Below are 22,020 nucleotides of genomic sequence, written 5' to 3'. Positions count from 1 at the left end.
ATTACTTAATTTCAACTTTAGCTCCAGCTTCTTCTAATTGCTTTTTCAAAGCTTCAGCTTCGTCTTTAGCAACACCTTCTTTTAAAGGTTTTGGAGCGCCGTCTACTAAGTCTTTAGCTTCTTTCAAACCAAGACCAGTAAGATCTTTAACTAACTTAACAACTGCTAATTTTTGACCTCCTGCGTCAGCAAGAATTACATCAAAAGAAGTTTTTTCTTCTTCAACAGCAGCAGCAGCACCAGCAGCACCAGCTACCATTACAGGAGCAGCAGCAGCAGGCTCAATACCGTACTCGTCTTTTAAAATTTGAGCTAACTCGTTAACTTCTTTAACTGTTAAGTTTACTAATTGTTCAGCAAACGCTTTCAAATCTGCCATTTTTATAAAAATTTGATAGTTTAAATACTAATTAAAATTACTCTGTAAGCACTAAACAGGTAGCTTACTCACCTTTCTCTGATAATGTTTTAAGAATACCAGCTAACTTGCCACCGCTAGATTGTAATGCAGAAACCACATTTTTAGCAGGTGATTGTAATAAGCCGATAATATCACCGATAAGCTCTTGCTTAGATTTAATAGCAGTAAGCGTATCTAACTGATTGTCACCAACGAAGAAAGCTTGTTCAATTGAAGCACCTTTCAAGATTGGTTTCTCAGCACCCTTTTCGCTACGCAATTCTTTGATCAGTTTTGCTGGAACGTTTCCTGTATTAGAAAACATAACACCAGAAGTACCTTTCAATGCTGCGAATAAAGGACTGTAATCAACTCCGGTAGCTTCCATTGCCTTTTGAATCAAGGTATTTTTAGCTACTTGGAATGTGATGCCTCTCTCGAAACATTTTCTTCTGATCGCGTTAATCTTAGCAACAGTTAGATTTGAAGTATCGGTAATGTAAAAACTACCGTACGCCTCCATCTTTTCCTTAAGATCGAGAACGATTACATTTTTTTCTTCTCTGTTCATGTCTTAGATTCCCGCTACAGATTTAGTTTCAACATGAATGCCTGCACTCATTGTGCTCGACATGTGAATACTCTTAAAGTAAGTACCTTTTGCTGCCGATGGTTTTAAACGAGCAATGGTTTGAATTACTTCTAACGCATTTTCGTAGATTTTTTCAGGAGAAAACGAAGCTTTACCAACTGAAGTGTGGATAATACCTGTTTTATCTACTTTGAAATCAATTTTACCACCTTTAACATCAGTTACTGCTTTACCAACTTCGTTAGTTACAGTACCTGATTTAGGATTTGGCATCAAGTTACGTGGACCTAAAACACGGCCTAACTTACCTACTTTAGCCATACAAGCAGGAGTGGTAATGATGATATCTACATCAGTCCAACCTTGCTCAATCTTAGTAATATAATCATCCAAGCCAACATAGTCAGCACCAGCATCTTTAGCTTCCTGTTCTTTGTCTGGGGTACAAAGTACCAATACACGAACAGTTTTACCGGTACCGTGTGGTAACACGGCGATACCTCTTACCATTTGATTAGCTTTACGAGGGTCAACACCCAAACGAATATCTAAATCAACCGAAGCATCGAACTTGGTAGTGGTGATCTGTTTTACTAAGGCAGAGGCTTCCTGTAAAGAGTAAGCTTTATCCTTCTCAATCAGGGATAATACTTTTTTACGATTTTTTGTTAATCTTGCCACTGTTTTACCCTTAATAATTTAATAATTTAATTAAAATGGACGCTCACCTGATACGGTGATACCCATACTGCGTGCTGTACCAGCAACCATTGACATTGCTGATTCAATAGTAAACGCGTTCAAGTCAGGCATTTTATCCTCTGCGATAGCACGAACCTGATCCCAGGTAACGTTAGCTACTTTTTTACGGTTAGGCTCAGCCGATCCGCTTTTAAGTTTAGTCGCATCCAATAACTGAATAGCTACTGGAGGAGTTTTAATGATAAAATCAAACGACTTGTCGGCATAAACTGTAATTACAACAGGAAGTACTTTGCCCGGTTTATCTTGGGTTCTAGCATTGAATTGCTTACAGAACTCCATGATATTCACCCCTTTAGCACCTAAAGCAGGTCCTACTGGAGGTGAAGGGTTGGCTGCACCACCTTTGATTTGCAATTTAACAAGCGCACTAACTTCTTTTGCCATGTCTCGTTTGTTAGTTAATAAATGTTAAACAATTGTGGAAGCAATAAGTAACATTTGTATTTTCATTAATGTAAAAATTAATGAGGCGCAAAAGTAATTCTTTTGCGCCACATTATCAAATATTTACATTATTCTTTTTCTACTTGCATGTAATTAAGCTCAAGAGGCGTTCTTCTGCCGAAGATTTTAACCATTACCTTAAGTTTTTTCTTCTCTTCGTTAACCTCTTCAATAACACCGGTAAAGCCATTAAACGGTCCGTCCATCACTTTCACATTTTCACCAACATAATACGGAACACCAGTTGTTTCACCCTGTGTAGTAATTTCGTCAACAGTACCTAAGATACGGTTCACTTCAGACTGACGCAAAGGAATAGCAGTTCCATCTTTGTCACCCAAGAAGCCAATTACACTGTTAATATTTTTAATAACGTGTTCTAATTCACCATCAAGCTGAGCTTCAATTAACACATAGCCTGGGAAAAAATTACGTTCTTTAGCAATTTTTTTGCCATTACGCATCTGGTACACCTTCTCCATAGGAATAAGTACCTGCGGAACTAGGTGATTAATGCCTAAGCGGTTAATTTCAGATTCAATGTACTGCTTTACTTTTTTCTCTTTACCGCTGACAGCTCTTACGACGTACCATTTTAATTGATCACTCATTCCAACCCTCCGAATTAAGAGAATAAATCATAAAACGAACCAAGTACCAATTGGCCAAAAGCTTCATCCATAGCAAATACTACGGCTGCCATAATTCCTGAAGCAACAAGAACAACCATTGCACTGTTAAACAGCTCACTGGTAGTAGGCCATGTTACATGATTTACTAACTCGTTTTTAGATTCTTTGATGTATTCTATTACTTTGCTCATGCTAACTACATTAATATAGATACAATGAATGGTTAATAGCAATTTACCGGTTTCTTAACAAAGTTAAAGAAACCAATACAAAAACTATTAACCTTACATCTTGCACGAGTGGAGAGATTCGAACTCCCATCAACGGTTTTGGAGACCGCTATTCTACCCTTGAACTACACTCGTTAAAATAACAGCAGCGACTAGCGAGCCAATCGCTGCTGATTAATATATTTTGTTAATTACTTAACAATTTCAGTTACCTGACCAGCACCTACGGTACGACCACCTTCGCGGATAGCGAAACGAAGACCTTTTTCCATAGCGATTGCGCTGATTAGTTTTACGTTGATAGTAACGTTATCACCTGGCATTACCATTTCTACTCCTGGCTCAAGTGTAATCTCACCTGTTACGTCAGTTGTACGGAAATAGAACTGAGGACGGTATTTGTTAAAGAATGGAGTGTGACGACCACCTTCAGCTTTGCTCAATACGTAGATCTCAGCTTTAAAGTCAGCGTGAGGAGTTACTGAGTTAGGTTTCACGATAACCATACCACGACGGATATCAGTTTTCTCAATACCACGTAATAACAAACCTACGTTATCACCAGCTTCACCATAATCTAAGATCTTACGGAACATCTCAACACCAGTTACAGTTGATTTCAAATCTTCTGCACCCATACCAATGATTTGTACTGGATCACCTGAGTTGATTACACCGCGCTCGATACGACCAGTTGCAACAGTACCACGACCAGTGATCGAGAATACGTCTTCAACAGGCATCAAGAAAGGAAGATCTTTCAAACGTGGTGGAACAGGAATGAAAGTATCAACAGCATTCATCAATTCCATGATAGTAGCAACCCATTTAGCGTCACCGTTCAAACCACCAAGAGCTGAACCGCGGATAACTGGGGTATTATCACCGTCGAATTCGTAGAATGATAATAATTCACGAATTTCCATTTCAACTAGGTCTAACAATTCTGGATCGTCAACCATGTCTACTTTGTTCATGAATACAACAATTTTAGGTACACCTACCTGACGAGCAAGAAGGATGTGCTCACGAGTTTGTGGCATAGGACCATCAGTAGCAGCTACTACCAAGATAGCTCCGTCCATCTGAGCAGCACCAGTAACCATGTTTTTCACATAGTCAGCGTGACCTGGACAGTCAACGTGTGCATAGTGACGAGTAGCAGTAGAGTACTCAACGTGAGCAGTGTTAATGGTAATACCACGCTCTTTTTCTTCAGGAGCAGAGTCGATAGAATCGAATGAACGAGCTTCTGACAAACCTGCATCTGCTAATACTTTAGTGATAGCGGCAGTCAAGGTAGTTTTACCGTGGTCAACGTGACCAATTGTTCCAATGTTCAAGTGTTCCTTGGAACGGTCAAATTTTTCTTTTGCCATTTTATTTTTACTTAATGTAGTTTTATAAATTGATTAAAAATTAGCTGAACTAATTCTGAGCCTTTGATGGGATTTGAACCCATGACCTCATCCTTACCAAGGATGTACTCTACCCCTGAGCTACAAAGGCTTCATCTAACAATCAAAGGTTAACCGCTAGGAGTATCTTTCTTTACACAAAGAACGTCTAACTGTTAACTCTCTGGATTACAATGGAGCGGGAGACGAGGCTCGAACCCGCGACCTACAGCTTGGAAGGCTGTCGCTCTACCAACTGAGCTACTCCCGCTTGTAATTTGTTTTTAGAAATTAAATGGTCAACCTTGTTTTCTAAAATCAACCATTTAACATTGTTAGTGTGGGGAGGGAAGGATTCGAACCTTCGAAGCCGAAGCAACGGATTTACAGTCCGTCCCATTTGACCGCTCTGGAACCTCCCCAGACCGACAGTTTTCACCGTCTATTGAGCCTCCTATCGGAATCGAACCAATGACCTACTGATTACAAGTCAGTTGCTCTACCAGCTGAGCTAAGGAGGCTTTATTTTATTATTTTAAAGAACTTTTCTCTTTTTCTTTTCCCTTTCACTTTCTGTTTTGTTAAGGGATTGCAAATGTACAAATTTTTATTCTCTATCAAAATTTATTTTAAAATATTTTTTGTTTGAGTGCAGACCATAAAAATCGGCGTTAAAACACCTTATAATCTACTTTTTGTACCTTCAAAGAACATTGCCGAAGCGGCTGCAAAAGTAATACTTTAACCTAAATAGCAAGAATATTTTCATCTTTTTTTCAATCAAATTTCGTTTGCATTTGATAGTCAGGGAGAAAAAAATGCACGGAACTTTTTGAGTGTTGATCAATCCGCTCACTTTTGCCCCAAATAGACAAAGTTTAAAATCTAAAAAACTTCAAAAAAGAAGGTCGGCAACTAAGGTTACCGACCTCTTTTTATTTCATTTTGTAACCCAAAATTAAAATTCAGGCTCTAATTCTACCGGAGAATCTGCCTTCCCCGAATGTGTTTTTAGTTTTTCTTTATGTTTTTTTAATTGTTTTGCCAATGATTCTACCGCAATGTCTGTTGCTTCTTCAAATGTTTGTCGCTGTTCTTTAACAAATAGATCTTTCCCAGGAATATTAATTTTAATCTCTACAATCTTGTTCGCATCATCTTCAGCCTTATCAAGCCTCAGAAAAACATCTCCGTCTATCACATGATCAAAAAACGAATCGAGTTTATCCAATTTGCGTTGAATAAAGTCAATTAATTTGATGTCGGCAGTGAAACGAATGGATTGCACACGAATTTTCATAAATCCTCCTTTTTTTTGTTAGGCCCTGGGATGGGCTTGTTTATAAATAGATTTTAATCGTTCAGTGGTATTATGTGTATATACCTGCGTTGCGGCCAGACTTGCATGGCCTAAAAGTTCTTTAATTGCGTTTAAATTGGCTCCTTTGTTTAATAAATGGGTTGCAAATGAATGTCGCAGAATATGCGGACTTTTTTTCTCTATTGTTGCTACTTTGCTTAGGCTGTTGTTAATTAAGTTGTAAACAAACTTAGGATATAGACATTCTCCTTTATTGGTAACGAACAAATATCCTTCATTGTTATTCATCCCTGCTGTTTTTTTAACAATTACGTAATCTGAAATTAAACTTCCAAATGCTTTTGTAATTGGAATAAGGCGTTCTTTGTTTCGTTTTCCTAACACCTTAACTGTGAGGTCAAAAAAATTAATGTCTTTTTCTTTCAAATTAATTAACTCTGATAAGCGTATTCCTGTTTGATAAAACATTTCAACAATCAGCTTATCACGAGCACCTTCAAAGCCTTCCCCAAAGTCAATATTATTCAATAAATGCTCAATGGCTATTTGCTCAACTACAACTGGTAATCGTTTTTCTTTTTTAGGTGGTTGAACTTTATGTACAGGATTTGTTAGGATAATACTCTCTTTATGTAGAAAACGAAAGTATGTTCGTAACGTTGACAACTTTCTATTAATGGTTGCTGCTGAATTTTGATCTTCAAACAACTCAACTAACCAGTTTCTTATAATAGAATGAGTAATATGTTGCGGCGAAGCAATATCAAATTGGGTAAGAAAAGCACAAAACATACTCATATCATTTCGGTAGGATATTAACGTGTGTGCAGAATAACGTTTTTCAAACTCAAGATATTGAAAGAATGACTCTAAATGCATCAAAAAAAATGGTCGTATATTACAGATGAATATACGACCATTGTTATGTAATTGCAAAAAGAATTACAGATTCTCTTGCTGTAGTGATTGCTTGTAAATAGCTTTCTTAACAACGTTACGACGTGCTACAGAATGCTTTTCAAAGGCTTGGCGGCTTCTAAGTTCGCGTAATACACCAGTCTTCTCAAATTTCTTTTTAAAACGCTTAAGCGCCTTATCAATTGCTTCGTTTTCTTTTACGTTAATGATAATCATACCCTTGATATACCTCCTTTCAGTGGGACGACAAAGTTAAAACAAATAAGCTGATTATCAAACAATTTTTAAATTACTTTCTCAACAGCCTTTGGCCTGCTGTTTAAACTTACTACCCCCTGCATAATGTAATACTGTGCCGAGCCATAAGTTAACATTACAACTATACCAAGAAGCGGACTTGATGACACAAATTGATTCACAGCTAACGTTGTATCAGAAACTAAAAACAATATTGCTCCAAAGTAAATTGCTATAAAGCTTTGCTTTGTCAATACTCCATACAAAGCAATAGCCGCCATTGCCATTGTTGAAATAATTATGGCATATACCACAACAGGAATAGTCATTGAACCTAAAGATGGCAAAATTTTAAAAATCAAAATACCTACAACAAGAGCTACAGGAGTTGCCAACATCAATTTGAGAGTATTAAAGCCACTTGAACCAAACTGCGCAGCAATCTTCCTGAACACAACAATATAACATACATGAGCTGTTAAAAAACTAACCAATCCGGCAATGAAAAAATAAAAGCCAGGTGCCTTTGTTGTATCATCTGCAAACATAAGAGCTATATCACCCACCCATGAAAACATAAATGCCAACAAAACCCATATTTTTTTTGATTGAGTAAGATTATTTACAGACATCGAAAATAACCAGGCTAGAAATACCATAATTAAAGGTTTAGCCAAAAAGCGTAACTCAGGTAATTGGTAGTAATTACCCACAATGGTTGATGCCACTGATAAAAAGAATAAAAACGTAAGCAGTTTCTTCATTAGTTTTAGATTAGTAGGCCTAAAATAAACTAAAAAGCCGGACTATTCAGTCCGGCCCTATTTTCAAAGTGAAATTACTAGTCTTTCAAAATTTCTCTGGCTATTACTATTTTCTGAATTTCAGAAGTCCCCTCGCCTATCGTACACAACTTCGCGTCGCGATAGAATTTTTCAGCAGGAAAATCTTTAGTATAACCGTAGCCACCAAAAATCTGAACTGCTTCATTGGCAGTTTTTACTGCTACTTCAGATGCATAGTACTTTGCTATTGCAGATTGTTTAGTTACCTTCTCGCCCCTATTCTTTAAATCAGCTGCTTGATGAATCAGTAATTCAGCTGCCTCAATTTCAGTTGCCATATCAGCCAGCTTAAAAGCTATAGCTTGAAAGTCACAAATGGGCTTCCCAAACTGCCGGCGTTGTTTTGAGTATTCTTTTGCAGCCTCAAAAGCACCTTTAGCTATTCCTAAAGATAATGCTGCAATCGAAATTCGTCCGCCATCCAGTACCTTCATTGCTTGCTTAAAACCGTCTCCTTCAGAACCAAGCAGGTTATCTTTATGAACACGTACGTTATCCAAAATCAATTCCGTTGTTTCTGAAGCACGCATGCCCAACTTATTTTCTTTTTTACCATGCGAAAAACCCTCAGTTCCTTTTTCTATGACAAAAGCTGAAACCCCATTTGAATCACCCTGTTCACCTGTACGAACCATTACTACCGCAACACTGCTCGATTTGCCATGAGTAATCCAGTTTTTACTACCGTTGATTATATAGTAGTCCCCATCCTTAACAGCTGTGGTATGCATTCGCAATGCATCAGAACCAGTATTAGCTTCCGTTAAGCCCCAAGCGCCAATCCATTCGGCCGTTGCAAGCTTAGGCAGCCACCGTTGTTTTTGCTCTTCATTACCGAATTGTAAAATATGTCCCGTACATAATGAATTATGTGCAGCCACAGAAAGACCGATGGATCCGCAAACTTTAGCAATTTCTTCAATGATGGCCACATACTCAAAATAGCCAAAACCAGCACCTCCATACTGCTCAGGAACCAAAACACCCATCATCCCCAATTCTCCAAGTTTTTTAAAAACCTCAATTGGAAAATATTGGCTTTCATCCCATTCCATAACATGTGGACGAATGTACTTTTCAGCAAAATCACGGGCCATTTCATGCACCATCCGCAGGTTTTCGGAAGGAGAATTCATGGTTGAATCAAAAATTAAATTGGTCATCATAAGGTTATTTATAAAAGGTTATTGATAATTCACAAGAGAAATAATCTTACTTGAATGTGGCACCAATCGTTCCCTTCCCTTCAGAAAATCCAGTTCAACTAAAAAGGAAATAGCTCCTACCTTAGCACCCAGTTTTTCTACCAATTTAGCTGCAGCATCAATGGTTCCACCTGTAGCCAATAAATCATCATGAATTAGTACTGTCTTGCCTGCATCAATTGCATCAGCATGTACTTCTAAAACAGCTTCACCGTATTCCAAATTGTAAGATTGCTCAATGGTATTGTATGGCAACTTACCTTTCTTTCTAATTGGCACAAACGGCACATGTAACTTATGCGCTATCATCATGCCAAATAAAAAACCACGACTTTCAATTGCTACAACTTCATCAATTTTAATTCCATTTAAAAGCTTAACGTATTCATCAACGATAGCATTGCATAGCACAGGATCTTTTAAAACAGGAGTTATGTCTTTAAAAACAATACCCGGTTTTGGAAAATCTTTTACATCTCTGATTAATGCTTTGATACGTTGTTCAATTGTCATGATTTTGGTTTTTATAAAGATTTAGTTTTGGACACCCTAAATTTCAAGTAGTACATTGATTGCGAAAGTTACAAAATGCAATTTATCTGACAGAAGGGTAAGGAGTGATTTTTATTAAAGTGATTTTATCGAGCATTCGTACTAAGCTCAAATCCTCAAGCCCCATCTGCTTACGATAATAAAGAAACGCATTAATTTGTTTTACGACCAAATCGTTTTAATTCACTCCCTCCTGCTCGATTCTTCATAGCTTAACTTAGTATGAATCCCTGTTAAGGTCTTTTAATAGGTTCAAACGCATCAATTTCTTTCTTGAACACTGAAAAATCAATAGCGGGTTCATCTAATAAATCATTCATGAAATACGTTAGAGTTAAAAACACTGAACAAATAATTATTAAAACCAATAGCCCATTTTACCCCATTTTTAAAAAGACAGCAAAAGATTGTAGATGATTTTCATAGTGAAAAATTAAATTATAATTCACAAAAATCAAACTTGCAGAATGTCACAAATAAGTATATTTAACCGCTCTCCATAATTAACAACACAAAATCTTATTTTTGCAAATTGACAAACCTTAGACTGAACAAATGAAGTTAATCACGAAAAATGAGTTTGCAAAGGCAACAAAGCTGGATAAGTTGAAAATGCCGGGCCTTGCTGAACTTTTGATGGAGCTGACCAAGATTAACAAAATAAACAGGGTTTTTGCCGATAACTATGATAAACAAGGCCTTGATTTTATAGATGGCGTTTTAGAAGATACAGGAATAACTGTTGAATTTGACGAGGACGATTTAAAAAACATTCCGAAAAGTGGTGGGTTTGTAGCGATTGCCAACCATCCTTATGGTGGTGTTGAAGGCTTGATTTTAGTAAAATTACTTTGCAGTGTTAGGCCGGAAGCAAAAGTAATGGCCAATTTCCTGTTAAAAAAAATCACCAATATTTCTGATTATTTTATTGGCGTTAACCCTTTTGAAAATGTTAAGAGCGTTTCAAGCCTGGCAGGCATGAAACTAACAATGGAACAGTTACAAAAAGGGGTTCCGGTAGGTATTTTTCCGGCAGGAGAGGTTTCTACTTACAATGCCGAAGCTCAAACTGTTACTGACAAAAAATGGTCTCCAATTGTAGGCAAACTAATTACAAAAGCTCAGCTACCGGTAGTTCCTATTTACTTTCACGGTAATAATGGGATACTGTTTCATCTTTTAGGCCTAATACATCCTTCATTACGCACAGCAAAACTCCCGTCTGAATTATTCAACAAAAAGGGAAACACCATAAAACTGCGTATTGGCAAACCAATAATGCCGGCTGAGTACAATCGGTTTTCAAACCCTGAAAAAGCTTTAAAATACCTTAGAGCCCGTACGTATGCCTTAAGCTCGGGTTTTGATACAGATGTAAGCCGTTTCTTTGTAAAGGATATTTTTAAAGTATTAAGCAAACCTGAAGAAGTTGTAGAGGCAACTTCGCAACAACTTTTAATGCAGGATGTTGCTCAGATTCGGGAAGAGGCGTTAGTGTATACCGAAAAAAATTATGAAGTATATATTGCTAAAACCCAGAGCATCCCTAACATTATCCGTGAAATTGGCCGTTTACGAGAAATCACTTTCCGCGAAGTAGGCGAAGGAACGAATAAGAAAATTGACCTTGATGAATTTGACTTATATTATCGTCATTTATTTATTTGGGATAAAGAAGCCTATAAAATTGTAGGGGCTTATCGTATTGGTCGCGGTAGTGACATTTTTTACGCATACGGCAAGAAAGGCTTTTACATTAACACGTTGTTTAACATCAAAGATCAGATGAACAACGTGCTGAAGCACTCATTGGAATTAGGACGCTCGTTTATTGTTAAAGAATACCAACAAAAACCACTGCCATTATTTTTACTATGGAAAGGCATCAGTGCTTATGTTCTCAAGCATCCCGAGTTTAAATACCTAATCGGACCGGTAAGTATTAGCAATAATTTCTCAAACCTATCACAGTCGCTAATTATTGATTTCATTACCAAAAACTTTTATGATCACGAATTAGCGAAACACGTTACTCCTAAAACCAAGTTTAAAGTAACGCACACTAATGTTGATACAGATTTATTAATTGAGCAATTCAACTCGCTAAAATCATTAGACGCACTAATTTCTGAAATTGAGATTAGCAACAGTAAAATGCCGGTTTTATTACGGCAATACATTCAATTGAATGCTAAAATTATCTGTTTCAATATTGATCCGAAGTTTGAAAATTCATTGGATGGTTTTTTGGTATTAAATCTGAAAGATATTCCTGAAGATAAAATGGATAAACTATCACAGGGTGTTTAGAGGATATGTGAGATTTTAGAAATAAAACAAGATTTAAGAAAGCAGTCGTTACTCGACTGCTTTCGGGAGTCTTTGAAAATTACAATTCCCTGAAACACAGCTATTAATTGTGTTGAATTCAAAAAAATAACCCCGAAAAAGTCTCAAATGAGGCCAAATCGGGGTTTTTCATTATTTTGGTTTTGCGAAACAACAAAATAATATGCTGCAAAACTACTTATTTCCTGTCAACGAACTGCAAAGTCCCCGCGAAATTATTTTTCAGACGACCAGCTTGGGCAAACTCCGCCAGGTACTTCCACTGGACCGCTTGGCAGCCCTCTTACCGGCTAAGGGCAGTGCACGTGGCGCTAAAGCCTGGCTGGCTCCAGAGGGCATGTTGGCCTTGTTGTTTTTGAAGTCCTATACTGGTCTGAGTGATGAGCAGTTGATTGAACACCTGAACGGGAATTGGCAAATGCAGTTGTTTTGCGGCATGCGCCTGGCCGATAATGAACAAATCAAGGATGTCACCCTGGTCTCCAGAATCCGCAGTTATGTGGCCAAACACCTGGATCTGCAGCTGTTTCAGGAAGAACTGATTCGTTATTGGAAGCCGCAGCTGAAGGAAACGCAGGTTTTGCTCTGCGATGCCACCGTGTATGAAAGCGACATGAAATACCCTACCAGCGTGAAACTGCTGTGGGATTGCTGCCTGTTCAGTCATGAGTTATACGAAGATTTGTTGAAATCCTGTAAGCTAAAGCGGGCTAAAAACGCTTTTAATGAACAACAACTCAAACAATCGACTTTCAATTTACTCCGTAAGAAAAGCCAGCGCAAGTCACGTCGTCGCTGCCAGCAGTTAATCAAGTTACTCACCCGCTTGAATGGCCTGATTAAGGATGTTTTTCGCTTAATGGGCGACAGGCTGCAACTGGCCGGGCGGCTCCGGGAACGCTTTGACTTGGTGGAGCAAGTGTTAAAGGAGCAGCGGTTCTTGTTGGAAAATCCCGGTAAGAAACTACCCGACAGGGTATTGTCCCTGTACAAGCCTTTTGTGCGTTCCATTGTACGGGGCAAGGAAAACAAACCCTGTGAATTTGGGGCCAAAGTGCACATGCTGCAGGTGGATGGGATCAATATCATTGAACATTACAGCTATGCGGCTTATAATGAATGTAAGCGAGTAGAAGCTTCGCTAGCCCTACATGGGCGCCTGTTCGGTACCTGTCATCAATTTGCAGGCGACCGGATTTATGCCACCAATGCCAATCGAAAATACCTGAACGAGCGGAAGATTGCTACCGGCTTTGTGCAAAAAGGCAGAGGCGATACGCCGGAAAAGAAAACCCTGAGAGCCCTGTTGAATAAAGAACGTTCCACCCGGCTGGAGGGTAGCTTTGGAACGGAAAAGAATCACTACGATCTGCGGCGCATCAAGGCACGTAACCAGGCTAATGAAACCCTTTGGATGTTCTTTGGGGTGATGACCGCGGTCGTGCGCATGGTCACTAAGCGGGAGAAGGCCCAAGCTCCCGATTTAGCCGCCTAAAACCTCCTGCCACAGCTGCCCAAGCAATCCCGCAAGGGCAAAGTGTGCCCTGTTGCATCGTTTTTTTCAAAATTTCGACCCTTTTCCACAAATCCTGCCCAGTTATCCACAAGTTGGTCGTGCTGGCCTACTCAAACTGCCGCTTTCTTCGGAATTTCCCAAGAGTCCCGCTTTCTTATTATAAATCAATCAATATTACCTATCTAAAATCTGCTATCACAGGCTTTTGGACTTCATCTTTAAAGCTATTAGGAATAATATCGAAGCATAAGCCATCCTTTCACCGCAATAGGTTCGGCTTTACACCCAAAAGCCTCTACGAGAGAGCTAAACGAGGCTATTCTCATTTTCAGAGGAAAATAATTGTCTTTGCTTAATTTACAACTATTGTTTTCTCAGCAACCTTTGTTGGGTATTTCCCGCCTGATATTGTACATCTTATTTTGTAATTACCCATCGGCAAACTTATTTCCGCACCAGGATAAGGATCATAATCATTTTGATAAAAGTTAGTTCCATTTATGCCTATTACTTCCCAATAATAATTAATTCCTGTTTCAACTGATCTATAACTGCATGTGTATGTCCATTGTGAAGATCTTGCAATTTGGGATTGGCCGTTAATTAAAGCATTTAGTGTACTGTTAGGCACTAAGGGAAACAGATAATTTATGGCTATTTGATCATAATTAGAGAAGCAAGTAGCATTTGGGCAAGAATACGAGGCCGTTCCACCATTCATTACGGAACTTCCATCGTTATTATTTGGAGTTCCGGGGATAAGGATAAAATTATTAGGATTCACTGTACCATCTACCGTTATCCAATTTGTATGCTGAAGGCCTAAAGTATGACCAATTTCATGAATCATATTCCACGTAGCTTGCGAAACGCTAAGCAGACTAGAACCACCACCTGGCTTAAAATCATCATTAGCTATGATAATTGTCCCTACAGTACTACCCATTGGCACTGCTCCAACGGCGGCAACATTGGAAGCCAACTTTTCACTAGCTGACAAGTTTCGATCTGTTTTAACAATTATATTTGCACTTTGAGGACTATCATAGGAAAGATGAAGTTTCACATCGCTATTATAGAATGAATTCCATGTTTCAACGGCACTTAGCAGGCCGGCATTCCATGTATAATTCCCCCAGATTGTTTCATCAACATATAAAGTAAAATTATGCTGGGTAGAATTGGTAATGCTAGCAGGACTTTTATGCTGTTCAACTATAGTTAATTGTTTAAATCGTGAAATATTAGATTCCAATTCTTTCTTAGAGACTAATACATCTCCTTCCACTAAATAATAATTACCATAATCAAAAACGTTTGAATCCGCAAATCCTAATCTTTTCAACTCATTTATTTGATCTGATGAAAGTTTTACAATCTGCCTATTCCCCTCATTTTGAACTTCTGTATCAATGTTTTTTTTGCAACACATGGTTGACAACAGCGAGATAGATAAAATCAAAAATTTAACTGGTTTAATCACAAGTTTTGTTTTTTTCATAAAATATAATGTTTCAGTATTTTTAGTTATACGACAGATGTATAAGGAAAATATTAAGAAAACAAGAACTTTTCCTTTATTTATATGAAAGAGTTAGGTGTTAATAGCCAAAACTAGAATTATCTTAAAAAGAAGAAGCCCAGTAATTACACTAGGCCCTTCATATTTGATAAAAAAGTGAAAATTAATAGTTGATTATGAAACAAACTGTATTCATCTCATTTATTATAATTATTTACCCCAAGCAGCCCAACCTGCAGTCCAGTCTGCAGCAGTAGTTAATGCACCTACATAAGCAGGTTTATCAAAACCAGTTGCAAAAACTCCTTCAAATTTAGTTCCCATAGTTAAAGCTTGAGAATCTGCTTTAGGAGCAACATTTGGCTTAGCAAAGTTGAATGGATCAGTTAACTTCACATCATCAGCTGTTGCAGCATATGAAGTTGTTAAAGCTAACTCTTGTACTTTAGCAGCATTAAAGCCAACTACAGTTGTCACATCAGAACCTACGCGATATGGAGCCGATGCCAAGGTATTTAAAATATTGTTTTTGAATGAACTTACGCCATCATTGAATGATTGAGCTGCTTCATTGGATTCAATAGAAACACCATTCAACTTAACACCAATAATAATTGAGTTAGCTACATTGAAAGTAGAACCTCTTCTCCAACGAGCACCATACCCGTAGTTATTCCATACTGGAGAATTAGGAGTATTTCCCGGACCAACTAAAGTTGCATTAGCAATATTAATCTTCGTTACAGGAGTTGTAGCATAGGGAGCTGTTTTACCATCCGTATTATCACACTCAATATTATTTGAAACATCTCCAGTTGTACCTTTAGCATCAGTAACATTTGGATCTTTGATAGAGATGATATATTGCAGATTACCTCGGAAACCATCATCAAAATCGAAGTCATCATCACCATTTCCATATGCAATCAGATACTTGGCATTGAATGTACCTCCAAAGAATTCGAACGCATCATCAAGTCCCCTTGTAATTTGAATATGATCAAATGTTGTTCCATTACCTACACCATATAAACTTAAGCCGTTTAGCTCAACTTCTGGAGCTACTGCTTTTCCAGCATATTCAATCCGAACATATTGCAATACACCTGAATTATCTGAATCACTGGTTTGAGATTTGGTCACCTCAGTAGCACCCCAAATAGCTGAATATTGAGGATCAAGCCCCCCTTCCATAGTTTTATGGTTACCATTTACGGTTGCTTTCCCCGAAATAACAACTCCTCCAAAGTCACCTGCCGCTGGAGCAGCTTCACCAGAAGTGAATACAATTGGAGCCGAAGCAGTTCCTGCGGCATTGATTTTACTACCTGGAGTTATAACAAGTATACCTGCAGAATCCTTCTTGCTGATAATTTTTGTACCGGCCTCAATTGTTATTGTAGCTCCAGCAGTTACATAAACAGGCCCGCGAAGAGTCCATATTTTGTCTTTAGTAAGGGTGATATTCTTGCTGATCACTCCACGAATGTTTGTTTCTACATTAACAGGAGTAGGTTTTGTATCATCTTCTTTGCTACAGCTTGCAAGTAATGTTGCAGTAAATAAAACTGAAAGACCTAATAATTTTTTCATTTTTGATTTTGCTTAAATTTTATGTTGCAAATATTTAATTCAAATGTTAAGTAATTGAAAACTAAGCGTTATCAAATTAACCTATTTATTATATGGAAGATTATAAGAAAAGCTTAATGAGAATGTACGGCCTGGCTGAATACTGTTGATTACTCTATCTTCATTTGATTGGTAACCTGTGCTTCCTCCGAAGTTATAGTAGTATTTAGTCTTTTGAGCTAATAAATCGCCAGCTGTAAAGCGCAATTCTGCGTTATCCTTTAGAAGCTTATGGCTAATTTGGAAATCAATTACATTACGAGGAGCTTCATAAATATCGGCCCCACCGCTGGTTCCTACATAAAGCATGCGCTGTCCAACACGATTAAACATTGCATTTACCCCTAGTTTGCCATTGTTGTATTGTAAACCAGTATTGATTAGGTACGGAGATTGTCCTTGTAGTGGTCTTTGACGAGATGAACCATCTAAAACCACATCCGATTTGATGTATGATGCATTAGTATAGAATGTTGTGTTATTCCAGAAGGCGGCATCACCAAAGAAATTAAGCTTCTTACGCAACTCAACCTCTACACCATAATCATTGGCACTTTCAGCGTTTTTGAATGTAAAAACACGACTTCCATTATTTATTTGCTCAATCGGGTTCTTAAACTTCTTATAAAATGCACTAAAGGATATAATCTCTCCTGCTGCCGGATAAAACTCATAACGTAAATCGGCATTAGTTACTTTGGCAATTTTCAGGTTTTTTTCTCCTACAATGTTAAAATCAGTTTCGAAGTCAAAATATTGGTAAGCCGCAATCTCTCTAAATTCTGGTCGGTTAACTGTTTGAGAAGCAGAAGCTCTTAAATTTGATTTTGTATTCAAACTATAGATAAGATTGGCTGATGGAAGGATATCCGTTTGCTTATAAGTTTGCTTTAAGTATGCCTTTCCAGCCGGAGTAAGATCCATATTGAAAGCTTCAAGTCTTGCTCCCCAAACTATTCTTAAGGCTTCGCTAAACTTTGTATCCAACATTACATAACCAGAATGTGTTTGCGCTTTTCCCTCATAATCAAGTGAATTAGTTGAGATAACACTTAACATTAAATTGTTAGATTGCATTGATTGTGTAGAGAAAATATTATCGAAGTTCACTCCATTGGCCAGATCAATTTTCACCGGCGCATAAGAAGCTGAGGCGTAACCTAATGCATCAATTCTGAAATCCCTAAACCTGTTTACGGTTGATCCTCCAAATTTTAACTTTTGGCTTTGCTTAAACAGCTTAAATGGAATCGAAAGATTCAGATTACTGTTAAAAACATTTTCATTCAACTTACTATAAACCCTACCTGCATTTTGAACAGCCGGACTATTGTAGTTAGAAAGTGTTACATAATAAGGATCTGTGCTATCAACAGGTTTAATTGCTTCAACAATTTTTTGATCAGGTTGATCTTTGAATGTATTTGAAAAACCTGCATTCCAATCAATATTTATATTTGCTTTTGGTAAAGCATGTTGTCCTTCTAAAACTGAGTTGAATAACGAGTTTTGATAAACATCATTAAACGAACCAATGTTATTTAGGTTATTTGAGTTTGACTCATCTGAAATTTTTCCTACACGGTCTACGTAGCTATTTTTAAAGGTGTTGTTATAGAAGTTTTTTAAAGCAAACTTGTTATTCCCTTTTGAGTAGGCAAAATTTAACAAACCACCTAAGTTATTTGAGTAGTTAAATAACTTATCGTCATTTCTAATCACCTCTATTTTCTGCAGATTATAGTCAGAACGTTCGCGCATCAAAATATCACGCTGTGTTCTGTAACTAAACGAAGCGATATATCCAAAGCGACTACCTGATTCGTAGGTTTTATTATTACCAATTGACAACTGCATGTTAGCATTTGGCAATGTAGTACCTGTTTTAGCAGCCCCGTAAGTATTAGGAAATGCATAAGAAATCTGTTGGCTCTCTGCTATTGGCAGTGAAGGATACTGATTACGAGTTGACTCATAAGCCGAGGGAAGCGCCCTTGATTGATCAAGAAATCCTAAGAAATCAAGTTTTCCTGTATTAGCTGAACGATAATCTTTGAAGGTACTTTGTGTATTAACACCGCTACCTATTGTGAATACAAAAACTGGTTCGGCAGGAAAATCTCTTGTTGTAATTTGAACCGCGCCACCTGAAAAATCACCAGGTAAATCAGGAGAAGCAGTTTTATTAACAACTATATTATCAATTAAATTAGAAGGAATAATATCAAAATTAAATGCGCGTTTATCGCTTTCTGTACTTGGAAGCGAAGCATTATTCATTAATGATGTGTTATAACGGTCCGCCAACCCCCTAACAATAACAAACTTATTATCCTGGATACTTGCGCCACTTACCCGTTTTAATACTTCACTAGTATTTTTATCAGGAGAGCGCTTTATAATTTCCGCCGAAATGCCATCCGAAACGCGAATATTGCTCTTCTGCAAAGAATACAAAGCGTTAACTGTCTCTTTTTTATAAGTAGAAGTTACCACAACCTCACCTAATTCGGTGGCGGCATCATCCATTACTACGTTTAATTCGGTAACCTTTCCGGCACGAACTACTACTTCGGAAACTGTTTTTGTTTTAAAACTGATATATTTAAACTCCAAGGTATAAGTACCTGGAGCAAGGTTTAATTCGTAACGACCGTCAATATTAGATGGAGTAACCTTAGATGTTCCTTTTACCAAAACTGGCAGGCCTACAATTGGCTCGTTAAAGGCTTTATCGGTTATTTTACCAACAATTTTACCGTTTTGCGCCCAAGCAGAACTTACCATGAGCAGCATTACAGTCAACGAAAAGAAAACCTTTGAAATGGAGAAATTTTTCACTTTTACCTTAATTTTTGTTTAGGGCAAAAGTAGACTGAGTAGATTAAGCGTATATTAACAATCAATTAACCTTAGTTTATCTATCGGTTATTAATTTGTTAAGCGACAAGTCTGAAAACAAAACAAAAGACTAAATATCAATAACTTAATTAATATAAACTTCAAAAGTTAATATTAATACAAAAAGCATTACATGGATTAACACTACATTTTAAGTTAACGTTTGAGTAAAATAAAACCGCTAGTTGAGTTATCATTGTTGTATCTCGAGCAATAAAAAAGGCATAAAGTCGCCGATTTTTTTTGGCGTCTTTATGCCTCAACATAGTTTTTACTACTTAGTAGCTTATTCCTAATTTTTTAAAAAGAAAATGCAATAACCATATAGGCCCAATCAATAAAAACTTAACATCATCTAAAAAAGATGGCTTTTTGCCCTCAATTTTATGTCCAATAAACTGAAACACCCACGATATTACAAACACAACAGCACATAAAATAGCCAATCCTGATAAACCAATTTGCTGTTCAATTAATACATAAATGGCAGAAAAGAGTCCTATAATAATCAACATTACAAGTGCCAAAGGTTGAGATAAACGCCAATAATAATACAAGGAAAAAGCAATGCCAAAACTGGCCCAGTTCAAAAACTGATAACTCCAGGGAACCGGAATACTCCACATCAGACCAATCAAACTAAACACAATAGCAGGTACGCAAATCCAATGTATAAGTTTATTCGTTTTATTTTGATGACTTTCGGCGTATTTGGCAAAATACTGATCAACCAATTTAGGGGCCTTAGCTGTTGTTTTTGATTTTGAAACGGCACTCATGGTTAAAGGTTTATTTTAATTGAAAAATTCTAATTTAAAACAAAAACATAAATATGAAAAAGGCCCAACAGTTGTCGAGCCTTCTTTATTCTTTCTATTTTATATTCAGCTTCTATTTTGCGTAAGCTACCGAACGGCTTTCCCTGATTACAGTAACTTTAATTTGTCCAGGATATGTCATTTCTGTTTGAATACGGGTTGAGAGATCAAATGCTAAAGTTTCAGCCTGTTGATCTGAGATTTTATCACAATCAACTACAACACGTAACTCACGACCAGCCTGGATAGCAAACGTCTTTTCAACGCCAGGATATGAAAGTGCTAAATTTTCTAAGTCTTGCAAACGCTTAATATAACTTTCAACCACCTCACGACGGGCTCCAGGGCGCGCGCCTGAAATAGCATCACATACCTGAATAATTGGTGATAACAAGCTGGTCATCTCAATTTCATCATGGTGAGCTCCAATTGCATTGCATACTTCAGGATGCTCTTTATATTTTTCAGCCAATTGCATACCCAATAAAGCGTGTGGTACTTCAGGGTTATCATCTGGCACTTTACCAATATCGTGTAATAATCCGGCGCGTTTAGCCAATTTTACATTCAACCCTAACTCAGAAGCCATCGTAGCACATAAATTCGCTACCTCACGCGAGTGTTGCAACAGGTTTTGACCATATGACGAACGGTAACGCATACGTCCAACCATACGAATCAATTCCGGGTGCAGACCATGAATACCTAGATCAATTACTGTCCGTTCACCAATTTCAACAATTTCATCTTCAAGTTGCTTTTTAGTTTTGGAAACCACCTCCTCAATACGGGCAGGGTGAATTCGTCCATCAGTAACCAAACGATGTAACGACAAACGGGCAATTTCACGACGAACAGGATCAAAACATGAAAGAATAATCGCTTCCGGAGTATCGTCCACAATAATTTCAACACCGGTAGCAGCCTCTAAAGCACGAATATTTCTACCCTCGCGACCAATAATTCTACCTTTAATTTCATCACTTTCGATATTAAAAATAGATACTGTATTCTCAATTGCAGCTTCAGTAGCCGTACGCTGAATGGTTTGAACGACAATTTTCTTAGCTTCCTTAGTGGCAGTCAATTTCGCATCCTCTATTACATCTTTAATTGATGCCATAGCTTGCGATTTAGCTTCCTCTTTCAACTGTTCAACCAGCTGATCTTTAGCTTCTGCAGCAGTTAAACCGGCAATTTTTTCCAATTGGCCAACATGCTCGTTTTTAAGCTCGTCAACCTCTTTTTTCTTGCTTTCAACTATCTCCAGTTGCTTGTTTAGATTTTGTTTAACCGCCTCAAGTTCCTGATCTTTACGGTTAACGTTTTCAATCTTTTGGTTTAGCGATTGCTCTTTCTGCTTTAATGAATTATCGCGTTGAGCTGCTACCTGATTTTTTTGATTGATTTCTTTCTCGTGCTCAGCCTTCATTTGAAGAAACTTCTCTTTGGCTTCGAGCAATTTATCCTTTTTTAGGATTTCGGCTTGCGATTCGGCGTCTTTCAGGAATTGCTTTGCCTTGTTTTTAGCCATAACTTCCTGGCTTTTAAACAAGCGACGCAACAAATAACGGTCAATTCCGATACCTGCTCCCAACGCAACCACTACATATAAAATAATATCCATTCTAATTTTTAAAAAATAAAAAACCGCAACTAAAACTTATATATACCACTTTGCAGGAGTTGGCAACCAACCAAGTAAACAATGTGACTTATATAAAATTTAACTGCGGTTAAATTT

20 protein-coding genes and 5 tRNA genes are annotated in these 22,020 nt (G+C 37.5%); 2 read left to right on the top strand and 23 right to left on the bottom strand.

Annotated elements, in window-relative coordinates; translation table 11 throughout:
* Position 1: 1 nt before the first annotated feature.
* From rplL to L2B55_RS06060, 18 genes are all read right to left on the bottom strand, one after another.
* Entirely contained in the window at positions 2-379 is a 378-nt protein-coding gene (gene rplL, locus L2B55_RS06145) for a 50S ribosomal protein L7/L12 (protein WP_237849678.1), read from the bottom strand.
* A 64-nt stretch (positions 380-443) separates the two neighbouring features.
* Complete coding sequence (gene rplJ / locus L2B55_RS06140; protein ID WP_237849677.1) at positions 444-971, bottom strand: 50S ribosomal protein L10; 528 nt, start codon at positions 969-971, stop codon at positions 444-446.
* 3 nt (positions 972-974) lie between these two features.
* On the bottom strand, positions 975-1,673 hold the full coding sequence (rplA, locus tag L2B55_RS06135; RefSeq protein ID WP_237849676.1) for a 50S ribosomal protein L1: 699 nt from the start codon (positions 1,671-1,673) through the stop codon (positions 975-977).
* 30 nt (positions 1,674-1,703) lie between these two features.
* Entirely contained in the window at positions 1,704-2,141 is a 438-nt protein-coding gene (gene rplK / locus L2B55_RS06130) for a 50S ribosomal protein L11 (RefSeq protein WP_237849675.1), read from the bottom strand.
* Between the two features lie 128 nt (positions 2,142-2,269).
* Positions 2,270-2,812 carry a transcription termination/antitermination protein NusG gene (gene nusG, locus L2B55_RS06125; protein WP_237849674.1) on the bottom strand — a complete coding sequence of 181 codons (543 nt, stop codon included), beginning with the start codon at positions 2,810-2,812 and terminating at the stop codon, positions 2,270-2,272.
* A gap of 14 nt (positions 2,813-2,826) precedes the next feature.
* A complete protein-coding gene (gene secE, locus L2B55_RS06120; RefSeq protein ID WP_237849673.1) occupies positions 2,827-3,024 on the bottom strand; it encodes a preprotein translocase subunit SecE in 198 nt (65 codons plus the stop codon).
* Between the two features lie 103 nt (positions 3,025-3,127).
* A tRNA-Trp gene (locus L2B55_RS06115) sits at positions 3,128-3,198 on the bottom strand.
* 56 nt (positions 3,199-3,254) lie between these two features.
* The gene (tuf, locus tag L2B55_RS06110; RefSeq protein ID WP_103787696.1) at positions 3,255-4,442 is read right to left on the bottom strand and encodes an elongation factor Tu; all 1,188 of its coding nucleotides are present in this window, start codon (positions 4,440-4,442) and stop codon (positions 3,255-3,257) included.
* Between the two features lie 58 nt (positions 4,443-4,500).
* Positions 4,501-4,572, bottom strand: a tRNA-Thr gene (locus L2B55_RS06105).
* An 83-nt stretch (positions 4,573-4,655) separates the two neighbouring features.
* Positions 4,656-4,731, bottom strand: a tRNA-Gly gene (locus L2B55_RS06100).
* Between the two features lie 70 nt (positions 4,732-4,801).
* Positions 4,802-4,882: transfer RNA gene (locus L2B55_RS06095), tRNA-Tyr, on the bottom strand.
* A gap of 26 nt (positions 4,883-4,908) precedes the next feature.
* Positions 4,909-4,981 (bottom strand) — tRNA-Thr (locus L2B55_RS06090).
* A gap of 437 nt (positions 4,982-5,418) precedes the next feature.
* Entirely contained in the window at positions 5,419-5,760 is a 342-nt protein-coding gene (hpf, locus tag L2B55_RS06085) for a ribosome hibernation-promoting factor, HPF/YfiA family (protein ID WP_237849672.1), read from the bottom strand.
* A gap of 18 nt (positions 5,761-5,778) precedes the next feature.
* Positions 5,779-6,660 carry a tyrosine-type recombinase/integrase gene (locus tag L2B55_RS06080; RefSeq protein WP_237849671.1) on the bottom strand — a complete coding sequence of 294 codons (882 nt, stop codon included), beginning with the start codon at positions 6,658-6,660 and terminating at the stop codon, positions 5,779-5,781.
* Between the two features lie 63 nt (positions 6,661-6,723).
* A complete protein-coding gene (rpsU, locus tag L2B55_RS06075) occupies positions 6,724-6,915 on the bottom strand; it encodes a 30S ribosomal protein S21 (protein ID WP_237849670.1) in 192 nt (63 codons plus the stop codon).
* Between the two features lie 68 nt (positions 6,916-6,983).
* Positions 6,984-7,700 (bottom strand): lysoplasmalogenase, encoded by a 717-nt coding sequence (locus tag L2B55_RS06070; RefSeq protein ID WP_237849669.1) that lies wholly within the window; start codon positions 7,698-7,700, stop codon positions 6,984-6,986.
* A gap of 77 nt (positions 7,701-7,777) precedes the next feature.
* Positions 7,778-8,947, bottom strand: coding sequence for an acyl-CoA dehydrogenase family protein (locus L2B55_RS06065; RefSeq protein WP_420854515.1), 1,170 nt, complete (start codon positions 8,945-8,947; stop codon positions 7,778-7,780).
* An 18-nt stretch (positions 8,948-8,965) separates the two neighbouring features.
* Positions 8,966-9,499 carry an adenine phosphoribosyltransferase gene (locus tag L2B55_RS06060; RefSeq protein WP_237849668.1) on the bottom strand — a complete coding sequence of 178 codons (534 nt, stop codon included), beginning with the start codon at positions 9,497-9,499 and terminating at the stop codon, positions 8,966-8,968.
* A 594-nt stretch (positions 9,500-10,093) separates the two neighbouring features.
* On the opposite strand from L2B55_RS06060, the gene L2B55_RS06055 reads away from it, so the two are divergent.
* Complete coding sequence (locus tag L2B55_RS06055) at positions 10,094-11,848, top strand: lysophospholipid acyltransferase family protein (protein ID WP_237849667.1); 1,755 nt, start codon at positions 10,094-10,096, stop codon at positions 11,846-11,848.
* A 202-nt stretch (positions 11,849-12,050) separates the two neighbouring features.
* Entirely contained in the window at positions 12,051-13,382 is a 1,332-nt protein-coding gene (locus L2B55_RS06050) for a transposase (protein ID WP_237849666.1), read from the top strand.
* A gap of 373 nt (positions 13,383-13,755) precedes the next feature.
* On the opposite strand, the gene L2B55_RS06045 is transcribed toward L2B55_RS06050, so the two are convergent.
* From L2B55_RS06045 to rny, 5 genes are all read right to left on the bottom strand, one after another.
* Positions 13,756-14,904 (bottom strand): M57 family metalloprotease, encoded by a 1,149-nt coding sequence (locus tag L2B55_RS06045; RefSeq protein ID WP_237849665.1) that lies wholly within the window; start codon positions 14,902-14,904, stop codon positions 13,756-13,758.
* A 231-nt stretch (positions 14,905-15,135) separates the two neighbouring features.
* Positions 15,136-16,518, bottom strand: a complete 1,383-nt coding sequence (locus L2B55_RS06040) for a hypothetical protein (RefSeq protein WP_237849664.1) — start codon at positions 16,516-16,518, stop codon at positions 15,136-15,138.
* Positions 16,519-16,599: 81 nt separating this feature from the next.
* Positions 16,600-19,398: a TonB-dependent receptor gene (locus tag L2B55_RS06035; protein WP_237849662.1), complete on the bottom strand. Its 2,799-nt coding sequence runs from the start codon at positions 19,396-19,398 to the stop codon at positions 16,600-16,602.
* A gap of 338 nt (positions 19,399-19,736) precedes the next feature.
* Positions 19,737-20,237 carry an Mpo1 family 2-hydroxy fatty acid dioxygenase gene (locus L2B55_RS06030; protein WP_237849661.1) on the bottom strand — a complete coding sequence of 167 codons (501 nt, stop codon included), beginning with the start codon at positions 20,235-20,237 and terminating at the stop codon, positions 19,737-19,739.
* A 112-nt stretch (positions 20,238-20,349) separates the two neighbouring features.
* On the bottom strand, positions 20,350-21,903 hold the full coding sequence (gene rny / locus L2B55_RS06025; protein ID WP_237849659.1) for a ribonuclease Y: 1,554 nt from the start codon (positions 21,901-21,903) through the stop codon (positions 20,350-20,352).
* Between the last annotated feature and the right edge of the window lie 117 nt (positions 21,904-22,020).

The sequence above is a fragment of the Solitalea lacus genome (genome assembly GCF_022014595.1).
Classification (GTDB): domain Bacteria; phylum Bacteroidota; class Bacteroidia; order Sphingobacteriales; family Sphingobacteriaceae; genus Solitalea; species Solitalea lacus.
Note: the sequence above shows the minus strand (reverse complement) of the source record. Positions and strands in the feature narration are given on the sequence as shown.

Excerpts from the sequence above, each read along its gene's own strand:
- rplL (WP_237849678.1), bottom strand. The coding sequence starts at position 379 with ATGGCAGATTTGAAAGCGTTTGCTGAACAATTAGTAAACTTAACAGTT.
- rplJ (WP_237849677.1), bottom strand. The coding sequence starts at position 971 with ATGAACAGAGAAGAAAAAAATGTAATCGTTCTCGATCTTAAGGAAAAG.
- rplK (WP_237849675.1), bottom strand. The coding sequence starts at position 2,141 with ATGGCAAAAGAAGTTAGTGCGCTTGTTAAATTGCAAATCAAAGGTGGT.
- nusG (WP_237849674.1), bottom strand. The coding sequence starts at position 2,812 with ATGAGTGATCAATTAAAATGGTACGTCGTAAGAGCTGTCAGCGGTAAA.
- secE (WP_237849673.1), bottom strand. The coding sequence starts at position 3,024 with ATGAGCAAAGTAATAGAATACATCAAAGAATCTAAAAACGAGTTAGTA.
- tuf (WP_103787696.1), bottom strand. The coding sequence starts at position 4,442 with ATGGCAAAAGAAAAATTTGACCGTTCCAAGGAACACTTGAACATTGGA.
- hpf (WP_237849672.1), bottom strand. The coding sequence starts at position 5,760 with ATGAAAATTCGTGTGCAATCCATTCGTTTCACTGCCGACATCAAATTA.
- L2B55_RS06080 (WP_237849671.1), bottom strand. The coding sequence starts at position 6,660 with ATGCATTTAGAGTCATTCTTTCAATATCTTGAGTTTGAAAAACGTTAT.
- rpsU (WP_237849670.1), bottom strand. The coding sequence starts at position 6,915 with ATGATTATCATTAACGTAAAAGAAAACGAAGCAATTGATAAGGCGCTT.
- L2B55_RS06070 (WP_237849669.1), bottom strand. The coding sequence starts at position 7,700 with ATGAAGAAACTGCTTACGTTTTTATTCTTTTTATCAGTGGCATCAACC.
- L2B55_RS06065 (WP_420854515.1), bottom strand. The coding sequence starts at position 8,947 with ATGATGACCAATTTAATTTTTGATTCAACCATGAATTCTCCTTCCGAA.
- L2B55_RS06060 (WP_237849668.1), bottom strand. The coding sequence starts at position 9,499 with ATGACAATTGAACAACGTATCAAAGCATTAATCAGAGATGTAAAAGAT.
- L2B55_RS06055 (WP_237849667.1), top strand. The coding sequence starts at position 10,094 with ATGAAGTTAATCACGAAAAATGAGTTTGCAAAGGCAACAAAGCTGGAT.
- L2B55_RS06050 (WP_237849666.1), top strand. The coding sequence starts at position 12,051 with ATGCTGCAAAACTACTTATTTCCTGTCAACGAACTGCAAAGTCCCCGC.
- L2B55_RS06045 (WP_237849665.1), bottom strand. The coding sequence starts at position 14,904 with ATGAAAAAAACAAAACTTGTGATTAAACCAGTTAAATTTTTGATTTTA.
- L2B55_RS06040 (WP_237849664.1), bottom strand. The coding sequence starts at position 16,518 with ATGAAAAAATTATTAGGTCTTTCAGTTTTATTTACTGCAACATTACTT.
- L2B55_RS06030 (WP_237849661.1), bottom strand. The coding sequence starts at position 20,237 with ATGAGTGCCGTTTCAAAATCAAAAACAACAGCTAAGGCCCCTAAATTG.
- rny (WP_237849659.1), bottom strand. The coding sequence starts at position 21,903 with ATGGATATTATTTTATATGTAGTGGTTGCGTTGGGAGCAGGTATCGGA.